General features: G+C 74.2%; 8 protein-coding genes. 5 read left to right on the top strand and 3 right to left on the bottom strand.

Annotated elements, in window-relative coordinates; translation table 11 throughout:
• Positions 1–138: 138 nt before the first annotated feature.
• Positions 139–2,577, top strand: coding sequence for a helix-hairpin-helix domain-containing protein (locus tag G5C65_RS20080; RefSeq protein ID WP_165300269.1), 2,439 nt, complete (start codon positions 139–141; stop codon positions 2,575–2,577).
• Positions 2,578–2,622: 45 nt separating this feature from the next.
• On the opposite strand, the gene G5C65_RS20075 is transcribed toward G5C65_RS20080, so the two are convergent.
• The gene (locus tag G5C65_RS20075) at positions 2,623–3,312 is read right to left on the bottom strand and encodes a nitroreductase family protein (protein ID WP_165300268.1); all 690 of its coding nucleotides are present in this window, start codon (positions 3,310–3,312) and stop codon (positions 2,623–2,625) included.
• Between the two features lie 333 nt (positions 3,313–3,645).
• On the opposite strand from G5C65_RS20075, the gene G5C65_RS20070 reads away from it, so the two are divergent.
• A complete protein-coding gene (locus tag G5C65_RS20070; RefSeq protein WP_165300267.1) occupies positions 3,646–5,265 on the top strand; it encodes an ABC-F family ATP-binding cassette domain-containing protein in 1,620 nt (539 codons plus the stop codon).
• A gap of 82 nt (positions 5,266–5,347) precedes the next feature.
• Positions 5,348–6,313 carry an FAD-dependent oxidoreductase gene (locus tag G5C65_RS20065; RefSeq protein ID WP_165300266.1) on the top strand — a complete coding sequence of 322 codons (966 nt, stop codon included), beginning with the start codon at positions 5,348–5,350 and terminating at the stop codon, positions 6,311–6,313.
• Here the strand turns inward: G5C65_RS20065 and G5C65_RS20060 are convergent.
• The gene (locus tag G5C65_RS20060; RefSeq protein WP_165300265.1) at positions 6,196–7,644 is read right to left on the bottom strand and encodes a M14 family metallopeptidase; all 1,449 of its coding nucleotides are present in this window, start codon (positions 7,642–7,644) and stop codon (positions 6,196–6,198) included. The two genes, G5C65_RS20065 and G5C65_RS20060, sit on opposite strands and share 118 nt — an antisense overlap.
• Before the next feature lie 167 nt (positions 7,645–7,811).
• Here G5C65_RS20060 and G5C65_RS20055 point away from each other — a divergent pair, with 167 nt between their 5' ends.
• Entirely contained in the window at positions 7,812–9,356 is a 1,545-nt protein-coding gene (locus tag G5C65_RS20055; RefSeq protein WP_165300264.1) for a M1 family aminopeptidase, read from the top strand.
• Positions 9,357–9,418: 62 nt separating this feature from the next.
• Here the strand turns inward: G5C65_RS20055 and G5C65_RS20050 are convergent, their stop codons facing one another.
• On the bottom strand, positions 9,419–10,147 hold the full coding sequence (locus G5C65_RS20050; RefSeq protein ID WP_165300263.1) for a VWA domain-containing protein: 729 nt from the start codon (positions 10,145–10,147) through the stop codon (positions 9,419–9,421).
• 176 nt (positions 10,148–10,323) lie between these two features.
• Here G5C65_RS20050 and G5C65_RS20045 point away from each other — a divergent pair.
• Positions 10,324–11,912, top strand: a 1,589-nt coding sequence (locus G5C65_RS20045) for a sensor histidine kinase (RefSeq protein WP_165300262.1), incomplete at its 3' end; no start/stop codon positions are given.

The raw sequence follows: 11,912 nt of genomic DNA, 5'->3' as shown, positions 1-11,912 counted from the left end.
GCCCCGCACCGCCCCCGCACCACCCCGCACCGCCCGCGCGTTCCAGCGGCGCGGATGTCACAGCCACCTGCCACAATGCAGGCTGACGCGGGATCTCACGGGGGGACCCACAGCACCGAGAAGGCGGAACCAACCATCGTGACGACGACGATCGAAGCCAGGATCGCCGAGGAGCTCGGCGTTCGCGAGCGGCAGGTGAGCGCGGCTGTCGAGCTGCTCGACGGCGGGTCGACCGTGCCGTTCATCGCGCGCTACCGCAAGGAAGCGACCGAGATGCTCGACGACGCGCAGCTGCGCGCTCTGGAGGAGCGGCTGCGCTATCTGCGAGAGCTGGAGGAGCGGCGCGAGACGATCCTGGAGTCCGTGCGCGGGCAGGGCAAGCTCACCGAGGAGCTGGCGGAGCGGATCCGCGCGGCCGACTCGAAGGCGCGCCTGGAGGACATCTATCTGCCGTACAAGCCCAAGCGGCGCACCAAGGCGCAGATCGCCCGCGAGGCCGGGCTGGAGCCGCTGGCCGAGGGCCTGCTCGCGGACCCCTCGGTGCAGCCGGCGGCGGCCGCCGCCGCGTTCGTGGACGCGGCGAAGGGCGTCGCCGACGCCGACGCGGCGCTGGAGGGCGCGCGGTCGATCCTGGCCGAGCGCTTCGGCGAGGACGCGGACCTGATCGGCGAGCTGCGCGAGCGGATGTGGGAGCAGGGGCGGCTGGTGTCCGCCGTGCGCGAGGGCAAGGAGCAGCAGGGCGCCAAGTTCGCGGACTACTTCTCCTTCTCCGAGTCCTTCACCGAGCTCCCCTCGCACCGGGTGCTGGCGCTGCTGCGCGGTGAGAAGGAGGAGGTCCTGGACCTCACCCTGGAGCCGGAGGCGGCCGGTGCGCAGGAGGCCGACCTGCCGGGCCCGAGCTGGTACGAGCAGGCCGTCGCCCGCAGGTTCGGCGTGCGGGACGAGGGGCGGCCGGCCGACGGCTGGCTGCTGGAGACGGTCCGCTGGGCGTGGCGTACGCGCATGCTGGTGCACCTCGGCATCGACCTGCGCACCCGGCTGCGCACCGCGGCCGAGGACGAGGCGGTGCGGGTCTTCGCCGCCAACCTGCGGGACCTGCTGCTGGCGGCCCCGGCGGGCACCCGGTCCACCCTCGGTCTGGACCCGGGGCTGCGCACTGGCGTCAAGGTCGCCGTGATCGACGCGACGGGCAAGGTCGCCGCCACCGACACGGTCTATCCGCACGCCCCGCAGAAGCAGTGGGACGCGGCGCTGGCGCGGCTGGCCGAGCTCGCCGAGGCGCACCGGGTCGAGCTGGTGGCGATCGGGAACGGCACGGCGTCCCGCGAGACGGACAAGCTCGCCGGTGAGCTGATCGCCGCGCGGCCGGAGCTGAAGCTGGCCAAGGTGATGGTCTCCGAGGCGGGCGCCTCGGTGTACTCGGCGTCCCCGTACGCCTCGCAGGAGCTGCCGGAGCTGGATGTCTCGCTGCGCGGTGCCGTCTCCATCGCCCGGCGGCTCCAGGACCCCCTCGCCGAGCTGGTGAAGATCGACCCCAAGTCCATCGGCGTCGGGCAGTACCAGCACGACCTGTCCGAGGTGAAGCTCTCCCGCTCGCTGGACGCGGTCGTGGAGGACTGCGTGAACGGCGTCGGGGTGGACGTCAACACCGCCTCGGCGCCCCTGCTCTCCCGGGTCTCCGGCATCGGCTCCTCCCTCGCGGAGAACATCGTCTCGCACCGGGACGCCAACGGCCCGTTCGCCAGCCGCGAGGAGCTGAAGGGGGTGGCGCGGCTCGGCCCGAAGGCGTTCGAGCAGTGCGCGGGCTTCCTGCGGATCCGGGACGGCGCCGACCCGCTGGACGCCTCGTCCGTGCACCCGGAGGCGTACCCCGTGGTCCGCACGATCGTGCGGACCGCCGGGACGGACGTCCCGTCCCTCATCGGCAACGCGAAGACGCTCCGGGCGCTGGATCCGGCCGACTTCGTGGACGGCTCCTTCGGCCTGCCGACCGTCACGGACATCCTCCGCGAGCTGGAGAAGCCCGGCCGCGACCCCCGGCCGGGCTTCCGCACCGCCTCCTTCAAGGAGGGCGTGGAGAAGCTGTCCGACCTCCGGTCGGGCATGGTGCTGGAGGGCGTGGTGACCAATGTCGCGGCCTTCGGCGCCTTCGTGGACGTCGGGGTGCACCAGGACGGGCTGGTGCACGTCTCCGCGATGGCGAAGACCTTCGTCAAGGACCCGCGTGACGTGGTCAAGCCCGGGGACATCGTCCGGGTCCGGGTCCTGGAGGTGGACGAGGCCCGCAAGCGGATCTCGCTGACACTCCGGCTGGACGACGAGGCGCCCGCCGCCGACACGGCACCGCGCCAGCGGCAGCGCCCCAGGGGCAGGGACAGCAGCGGGGACAAGGGCGGAACCGGAGCCAGGAGCAGCGACAAGGGCGGCGACAAGGGCGGCGACAAGGGCCGGGACAGGAGCAGGGGCAGGGAGAAGGGCGGCCAGGGCAGGCCGAAGGGCTCGGGCCGCGGCCCGTCCGCACCCGCCCCGCAGAACAGCGAGATGGCCGAGGCCCTGCGCCGCGCGGGCCTGGCCTGAGCCGCCGGCCGTGACCGGTGACCGCGCGGGCGCGCGCCCGCGCGGTCAGAGCCGGATCATGACCTCGTCGAGCTCCTTGCGGTGCAGGTCCGGGACGCGGGCCCGCGGCGCCGGATAGCCCACGGGGATCACATAGGCGCCGCGCTCCTCGGGCGGGCGCTCGCAGATCTCGTTGAGGAACCGCATCGGGCTGGGCGTGTGCGTCAGCGTGGCCAGGCCCGCCTGGTGCAGCGAGGCCAGCAGGAGCCCGACGGCCACGCCCACCGACTCCTTCGTGTAGTACGGCCGCGGCGTCTGCGGCCCCTTGTGCACCTCGAAGACGACGATCACGGCGGGCGCGACTTCCAGGAACGGCTTGTGCTCGTCCGTCCCCAGCGGCGCCAGCGCGTCGAGCCACTCCTCGGAAGCGCGGCGCTCGTAGAACTCGCGCTCCTCGGCCTCCGCCGCCTCCCGCAGCCGCCGCTTGCGCTCGGGGTCGGTGACCACGACGAAGCGCCACGGCTGGACGTGCGCTCCGCTGGGCGCCGTCGCGGCCGTGCGGACCGCCCACTCCAGGACGCCGTCCGGCAGCGGCCTGGAGTCGAAGTCGCGCACGGTGCGGCGGCGGGACATCAGCTCGTAGAACACGCGGGCGCGTTCCCGCGCTTCCGGCGCGTGAACCGTCATGTGCCGGAGCGGAACCGTGCGGTGCCCGCCGGAGCCGGAGCGCGGGCCGGACTCTGTGGTATGGACCATAGGCGAAGCACAGCACATCGCGGCCCCGCAGAAAAGCCTTGCGACAGCGGGCGGCCCCGCGTATCGTGCCTTCTTGGCTCTGCTGCCGTTGATTGGAGAGGCCGTTGCGCATCTGAGGTCCTGAGACACCGTGTGCCCCGTCTGTGTGTGCCACGAGTGTGACCTCGGAAGCGAGCTGCCGTTCTGCTCCGCACCTCCCTTCCCGCCCCAGCGTTCCGTGCGCCGTCTGCCGTACGCGCCGCGTGCCGCACACCGCGTACTGCCGCCGCCGGGGCGCCCGGTGTCTCCCGCGTTGACCACCGTTCGCTACGCGATCCCGACCGGGAGGCCCCCATGCATCTCTCCACCCCCCTGTCCCTCAGCTGCGCCCAGCTCTCCTACTCCTGGCAGGACGGCACCCGGGTGCTGCGCGACCTCGATCTCACCGTCGGCCCCGGCCGCACCGGGCTCATCGGCCCCAACGGCAGCGGAAAGTCCACGCTGCTGCGGCTCCTGGCGGGCGAACTGAGCCCGGACGCCGGGTCCGTGCGGGCCGCCGGCCAGGTGGGCCATCTGCCGCAGAACCTCACCCTGGACACCGCCCTGCGGGTGGACGAGGCGCTCGGCATCGCCCGTACCCGCGCGGCGCTGCACGCCATCGAGAGCGGCGAGGTGGCCGAGGAGCACTTCACCGCGGTCGGCGACGACTGGGATGTCGAGGAGCGCGCGCGGGCCGCGCTCGGCCAGCTCGGGCTGGCGCACGTCGGGCTGGACCGCACGACCGGTGAGCTGTCAGGCGGTGAGACGGTGCTGCTGCGGCTGGCCGCCCTGCTCCTGCGGCGGCCGGACATCCTGCTGCTGGACGAGCCGACCAACAACCTCGACCGCGCGGCGCGCCACCGGCTGTATGACACCGTGACGGCCTGGAACGGGGTGCTGGTCGTCGTCAGCCACGATCGCGAACTGCTCGCCCTCGTCGAGCGGATCGCCGACCTGCGGGACGGCGAGGTGCACTGGTACGGCGGGAACTTCGCGGCATACGAGGAGGCCGTCGCGGCCGAGCAGGAGGCGGCCGAGCGCAGGGTGCGCGCGGCCGAGAGCGATGTGCGGCGCCAGCAGCGGGAGCTGTCCGAGGCGCGGACCAAGCTGGTCAAGCGGGCCCGCTTCGGCAAGAAGGTCCAGGCCAGCGGCAGCCAGCCCAAGATCGTGGCGGGCGAGTGGAAGCGGAAGGCGCAGGAGTCGGCGGGCAAGCACCGCATCATGCACGAGCAGCGCCTGGAGAGCGCCAGGGAGCGCCTGGAGGAGGCGGAGGAGCTGGTCCGGGACGAGGCGGAGATCCAGGTCGACCTGCCGTCCACGGCGGTGCCCAGGGGCCGTCAGGTGCTGATCGTCCGCGAAGCGGAGCTGGCGCACGGCGCCCGCGCCACGCTGGAGGCGTACGGCCCCGAGCGGATCGCGCTGGTGGGGCGGAACGGCTCGGGCAAGACCACGCTGCTGCGCACCCTCGCAGGCCAGCTGCAGCCGCTCGGCGGCGAGGTCGCGGTGCAGGTGCCGGTGCGGTATCTGCCGCAGCGTCTCGACGTCCTGGACGACGAGCTGACCATCGTGGAGAACGTGGCCCGGCTCGCCCCGCGGGCCACCAACCAGCACATCCGCTCCCGGCTGGCCCGGTTCCTCTTCCGGCAGCGGCGCGCCGACCGGGTGGTGGGCACGCTCTCCGGCGGCGAGCGCTTCCGGGCGACGCTGGCCGCGCTGCTGCTGGCGGAGCCGGCGCCGCAGCTGCTGATGCTGGACGAGCCGACGAACAACCTGGACATGGCGAGCGTGCGGCAGCTCCGCGACGCGCTGGCGGGGTACCGGGGAGCGCTGATCGTGGCCGGCCACGATGTGCCGTTCCTCCGCGAGATCGGCGTCACCCGCTGGATGCGGATGGCGGAGGGCGAACTGACCGAGGCCGACCCGGAGGAGGTGTAGGCGGTGCCCCGCACGGGGCGCGGGGCGGCCCCCGGCCCGGCGAGCACCGCCGGACACGGCGTCGGGGGGCTACGGTCGTCCCATGACTGACGGGTCCGGCAGAGAGACAGTGATCGTGGTCGGCGGCGGAGTGATCGGGCTGACCAGCGCCGTGGTGCTCGCCGAGCGCGGGCTCGACGTACGGGTGTGGAGCCGGGAGTCCGCGGCACGGACCACCTCGGCGGTCGCGGGCGGACTGGTGTGGCCGTACCGCATCGCGCCCGAACAGCAGGCGCTGGACTGGGCGGAGCGGACGTTCCGCAACCTCGCCTGGCTCGCGGAGCAGCCGCCGCTGACCGGGGTGCGGCTGGTGCGCGGCACCCTGCACGGCGCGGAGCCGCCCGCCGTGTGGACCGGGCTGACCGGCACCCCGCCGCGCACCCCGCTGGTCGACATGCCGGCCTATCTCCGCTATCTGCTGGGCCGGCTGGAGCAGGCGGGCGGCCGCTACGAGCGGCGCGCGGCGGGCTCGCTGGCCGAGGCCGCCGCCGAGGCGCCCGCCGTGGTCAACTGCGCGGGGCTGGGCGCCCGGGAGCTCGTGCCGGACCCGGAGGTGCGCGCGGTGCGGGGGCAGCTGGTGATCGTGGAGAACCCGGGCGTCGAGGAGTGGTACGTCGACGCGTCCGGCGACTCCAGCGACACGACGTATCTGCTGCCGCAGCCCTACGGCCTGGTGCTCGGCGGCACGGCGGAGGACGGCGCCGAGGGCACAGCGCCCGACCCGGCGACCGCCGAGGCGATCGTGCGCCGCTGCGCGGCCGTCCATCCGCCGGTGGCACGGGCGCGGGTGCTCGAACACCGGGTCGGGCTGCGCCCGTTCCGGCCGGCCGCGCGGCTGGAGGCCGAGCGGATCGCCGACGGGCGCGGCGGCACCGCGCTGTGCGTGCACAACTACGGGCACGGCGGGGCCGGGGTGACGGTGTCGTGGGGCTGCGCGGTGGACGCGGCGCGGCTGGTCGACCCGCCGTCCGGCGGCGTCCACCCGGAGGTCACCGGCGGCAGGACATGACGGGGGGTGCCGTCGGTGAGCGGGTAGGCGGCCCGCTGGTCGAGCAGCAGCGGCACCAGCGCGCGCTGCGTCTGGCGCAGCGGCACATAGGCGCCCGTGCCGTGCCGGCGGGCGTGCACGCCGTGCAGCTCCAGCGTGGAGCGGACGTCCCTCCACTGCGCAGCCGTGAGGCGGTAGCCGCACGGCGGGTGGGTCAGCACCTGGTCGGCGTCCGGCTTGTCGTTGTCCGCGCCGCCGAGGTAGACCGGCCCCCGGTCGGCCCAGCCGGCCGCGCGGGCCCGGCCGGTGGCGGACTCGATGCGGCCGCGGTGCCGGCCGGCGAAGTCCATGGCGCCCCGGAGCGCCGCCAGCTGGGAGCCGACGCGGCGCCGGTTGTTCACCGCGGGGTCGGCCTTCTCGGCGTCGGTGAGCGGGGTGGTGCGGGACTCGACGAGCTGTCCGACGGCGTGTTTGACCCCGGTCGCGTTGCGCAGGATGCGCTCCTGGCCGTCGCCCGCGACCTGCTTGACGGGCTCGCCCGTCTCCGGGTCCGTCCAGATGCCGTAGGTGCCGGTGCTGTACCCGGCCCGCTCGGTGTAGGGGCGCACGTACCGCTCGGACAGCGCCTCGGACTCGGCGTGCACGCGGCGGTGGGTGTTGAGGTTGCGGGGCCACAGGGAGAGCAGGTCCTTGACGTAGTAGGGCGAGGAGCCGCCGTACTCGTGCAGGTCGTAGACGGTGTCGGGGCGCCAGTCGCGCAGTACCCGGGCCATGGCGCGGCCCTCGGCCGTCCTCAGCGCCAGATGGTCCCGGTTGACGTCCACGCCGTCGGCGTTGCCCCGGGTGTTCGCCGCGCGGCCGTCGGGGTTGGCGGTGGGGATGACGAGGACGGTGGTACGGGAGAGGAAGTGCCGGGTGGCGCGGTCCTGCGCGAAGGCCAGATCGCGGATCCGGGTGAGGCACGCCTCGCGCCCGGCGGGCTCGTTGCCGTGCTGCGAGCAGACGAGCAGCACGGAGTTGCCCCGGCGCACCTGCTCGGGCCCGCCGGGGGCCGGGGAGCCCACGCGGACGAGCCGGACGGGGCGGCCCTGCCGGGTGGTGCCGACGGTGTCGAGGGCGACGCGGCTGCCGGCCCGGTCGACGGCGGCGAGGAAGTCCTGTTCCTCGGCCTGGGTGGTCCAGCGCTCGCCGTTGGTGCGTTCGAATCCGGTGCGGGGCGGTGTGCCGTCCGCCGGGGCCGAGGCGGCCCGTGCGAGCGGCGCGGACAGGAGGGGGAGCAGCAGGGCGGCCGAGGCGAGGGCCGTGACCGCCCGCCACGGGCGACGATGGTCTCGTACACATGTCAACGCCATGTCAGGGACGGTAGCCGCGCGCGGAGGTGTGCGGGAGGGGGCGTCGGGGACCGGCGCGGCGCGGGTACGGCAGTCGTGTGAGAGATATTGCCGTGGACATGCGGGGCGGCACAGGAGTACATACCCTTCCGTTGGAGTGACACCTGTCGCAAGGAGTTGGAGGACTCGTGCGTCACAGAATCTTCGTCCCGGCCGCGGCCGTCACCGCCGCGCTGCTGCTCGCGATACCCGCGTCGGCGGCCGAGCCGTCACCGGGCACGCCGGGGGTGGGCGACCCCTACTACCCGGACTACGGAAACGGCGGCTACGACGTCTCCCACTACGATCTGCGGCTGAAGTACCAGCCCAGGAACGACAGGCTGCAGGGCACGGCGACCCTGCTGGCCACCGCCACCCAGGATCTGTCCCGCTTCAACCTGGACTTCGCGCTCGACGTCAGCGAGGTGCGGGTGAACGGCAAGCGGGCGCGGTTCGCCACCTCGGGCGCCCACGAGCTGGAGGTGACCCCGGCGAAGCCGCTGGCGAAGGGGCAGCGCGCGACCGTCGTCGTACGCTACGCGGGCACGCCGTCCCAGGTGAAGGTGAACGGCTTCACCTCCTGGCACCGCACCCCGGACGGCGGCGTGGCGGCCAATGAGCCGGAGGCCGCGTGGTGGTGGTTCCCCAGCAACGACCACCCCACGGACAAGGCCACGTACGACGTCAGCGTGGCCGTCCCGGACGGCACCCAGGCCATCAGCAACGGCACGCTCCAGTCGGAGCGCTCGCAGGCCGGGTGGACGCGCTACGCGTGGCGCTCCCGGGCCCCGCAGGCGACCTATCTGGCCACGCTCGCGGTCGGCAAGTTCGACATCACCAAGGACACCACCGAGAGCGGAACCCCCGTCATCAACGCCTACAGCAAGGAGCTCGGCGAGAACGACGGCGCGGCGCGGGCGAGCGTCGAGCGCAGCGGCGAGATCGCCGAGTGGCTGGAGGGCTACTTCGGGACGTACCCGTTCGAGGCCCTGGGCGGCTACGTCCCCAACACGGACACGAGCTACGCGCTGGAGACCCAGACCCGCCCGTTCTACAGCCCGGCGGGCTTCTCCCGGGGCTCCAACGCCTCCCTCGTCGTGCACGAACTGGCGCATCAGTGGTACGGCGACAGCGTCTCGGTCAACCGCTGGAAGGACATCTGGATCAACGAGGGCTTCGCCACCTACGCGCAGTGGCTGTGGTCCGAGGACCAGGGCGAGGGCACCGCACGGGAGCTCGCCGAGTACGCGTACGACTCGCGCCCGGCCGACGACGCGTTCTGGACGGTCAAGCCCGGCGACCCCGGCCCGGACAACCAGTTCCACCGGGCCGTGTACGACCGGGGCGCGATGGCCCTCCAGGCGCTCCGCGAGGAGATCGGCGACAAGGACTTCTTCGCGCTCCTCAAGGGCTGGCCCAAGCGGCACGAGGGCGGTGACGCGAGCGTGCGGGACTTCATCGGCTACGCGGAGCAGGTCTCCGGCAAGAAGCTGGGGAAGCTGTTCGACACCTGGCTGTACACCGCCTCGAAGCCGGCCGCCGGGCCGACGGGCAAGTCCGCCGAGTCCGCCGGATCCGCCGAGTCCGCCGGGTCCGCGAAGGGGCTGCGGGCCGGCGTGCCCGCGCAGCCGAAGTCGTGGAAGAAGATCCAGGCCGTGCAGCACCCGGAGGCCGCCGGCCGCCATCGGCACTGATCCGTTCCGGTACCGCCCACGGGGCACCCGCGGGCCGCGCCGCGCGGCCCGCGGGTGCCCCGTCAGCCGAACGGCCACCAGGGCTGGCGGCGGGCCGCGGCCAGCCAGTCGGGGTACTCCCCCAGCAGCCGGTCGTACAGCTCCGCGTCGGACAGCGCCCGCGGGTCGCGGCCTGCCGGGAAGAATCCCGCGTTGTCGACCGGGCGCCGCTCCGGCACGGCCAGCTCGTCCAGCCGGTGCAGGAAGGCGAACTCGCACGCGTCCGGGTCGCCGAACCCGATGAACTGCCAGAACAGCGGGAGCCGCGCCGCCTTGCACAAGAAGCGCTCCGCGGCCGCCCGGCTCGTGGGCCCGCCGTCCGTCTGGAACACCACCAGCGCGGGCGCGCGGGCCCCCGAGGCCAGATAGTGGTCGAGCACCGCGTCCATGCCCCAGTGGTAGTTGGTGCGCCCCATGTGGCCGAGCCGCTGGTGCTCGTGTTCGATGCGGCCCCGGTAGTCGCCGAGGCCGAGTTCGGCCGTGCCGTCGGCGTCGGTGGAGAAGAAGACGACGGGCACCACCCCGTCGTCGTCCAAGTGCGCTGACAGGCCCAGCACCTGCTCGGCGAGGTGCTGCACGGTGCCGTCCCGGTAGTACGGGCGCATGGAGCCGGAGCGGTCCAGCACCAGGTAGACGGCAGCGCGCTCCGCCTCCAGCGCGTGCTTGCGCAAACTGATCCCCGCGTTCTTGTAAAGGCTCACAAGACCGGGCGCTTCGGCCTCTATGCTGGCCAGACTGATCGCTGAACTCACCAGTAACTCCAGGGAGGAGGTGCCGGCTCGACCCGGGCACCGGAATGGTGTTCTCTCACTTCGCCCACCCCGTTGTCACCGGGTGATCACGAAGAGGCTTATATTAGGTCGACGTTGATCGGAATGCTGCGGCTCAGCCCTGCCCCTGTCCGGACCTGTCCCCGAGGATCTGATTGATGACCTCCCCCGCGATACCCCCGCCGCACCCACCGCCCGGCACCGGCGCCGTGAACGGCCGAAGAGACAGCGGGCCGGGACCGGGAACGGGAACGGCGCTCGCGGCGCTGGCCGCCGTCGTGGTGGCGGCGGTGGCGTGTCTGGTGGCGGTGTACGCGGCCCCGCAGTCCTCGCGGGCCCCGGTCGCCTGGGGCAGCGGTGCCGCCGCCGTGGTGCTCTGCGCCGCGGTCGCCGTCGCCGCGCACGCCCGGCTGACCGCCCGCGAGCTGCGGGCCGGGATCGAGCGGCGGGACGCCGAGGCAGCGGAACGGGATGCGGCGGCCCTGCACTTCGCCACCTCCACGGTGCCCGCGCTGGTGGAGCGGCTGCGCGAGGGCGCCTCGGCGGAGACCGCGCTGGCCGCGGCGCCGCCGGTGGGCTCCGAGGCGCACCGCCGGGTGCTGATGAGCGTCGCCGCCGAGGTGCACCGGGGCGAGGCGCTGCGCGCCTCGGCCATGTCCGCCTGCGCCAACGCGGCGGGCCGGGTGCAGGCCCTGGCCACGGGCATGGCCGCCGACCTGCGCGAGATGGAGCACCGGCACGCCGACGAGGCGGTGCTCGGCGACCTGCTGCACCTGGACCACAGGACCGCGCAGGCGGGCCGGCTCGCCGACTCCATCGCGGTGCTCACCGGGGCCCGCTCCGGGCGGCGGTGGGCCAAGCCCATCGTCATGGAGAGCATCCTGCGCGGCGCGATGGGCCGGATCAGCGGCTACCAGCGCATCCGGCTGCACTCCACCAGCACCTCGGCCATCGCCGGCCACGCGGCCGAGGGCGTGATGCACACGCTGGCCGAACTGATGGACAACGCCGCCAACTTCTCCCCGCCCACCTCCGAAGTGCATGTGTACGTCGAGGAGGTCGCAGCGGGGATCGTCATCACCGTCGAGGACGGCGGGCTGGTCATGGGCGAGGTCGCGCTGCGCCGCGCCCAGGAAGCCGTCTGCGGGGAGTCGGACCTCACCACGCTCTCCGGAACCCGGCTCGGGCTCGCCGTCGTCGGCCGGCTGGCCCGCAAGCACGGGCTGTCGGTCTCCTTCCGGCCGTCCGCGCACGGCGGTACCGGGGTCCTCGTACGCGTTCCGCGCGAGCTGGTCACCGAGGCCCGGCGCGAGGAGCCGGCGGCGCGGCCCGGGGGCGACGCCCTGCCGGACCACCGGCCGGCGGCCGTCCAGCCCCGCACGGCGGGGGCGGACACGGCGGCGGAGCCGGAGCGCGGCGCCGCGGAGGACCCCGCGCCTGTACCGTCCGGGCGGGACGCCGAGCACACGCGTGCGCCCGCGGACGGGCACGGCGACAGCGGGCTGCCCCAGCGGCGCCGGGGCCAGACCCTGGCCACCGCCTCCCGCTCCCCGCGCGGCGCCGACGGCTCCGGGCCGTCGGGTACCGCGCGGACCCGGTCCGCCTCCCGTCCGGCCGACCGGTCCGGGGCCCGCTTCGGGGCCTTCCGCCGCGCCGTCCGGGGCGACGGCGCTCCCGGGACCCCCGGCCCGGGGGACGAAGGGGGCACCGCGGCCACCGCCCCGGATCCCACCCTCACCCGCTCCTC

Origin of the sequence: Streptomyces boncukensis, assembly GCF_011045075.1 — a bacterium.
GTDB classification, from domain to species: Bacteria; Actinomycetota; Actinomycetes; order Streptomycetales; family Streptomycetaceae; genus Streptomyces; species Streptomyces boncukensis.
This window is presented reverse-complemented; position numbering and strand designations above follow the sequence as displayed.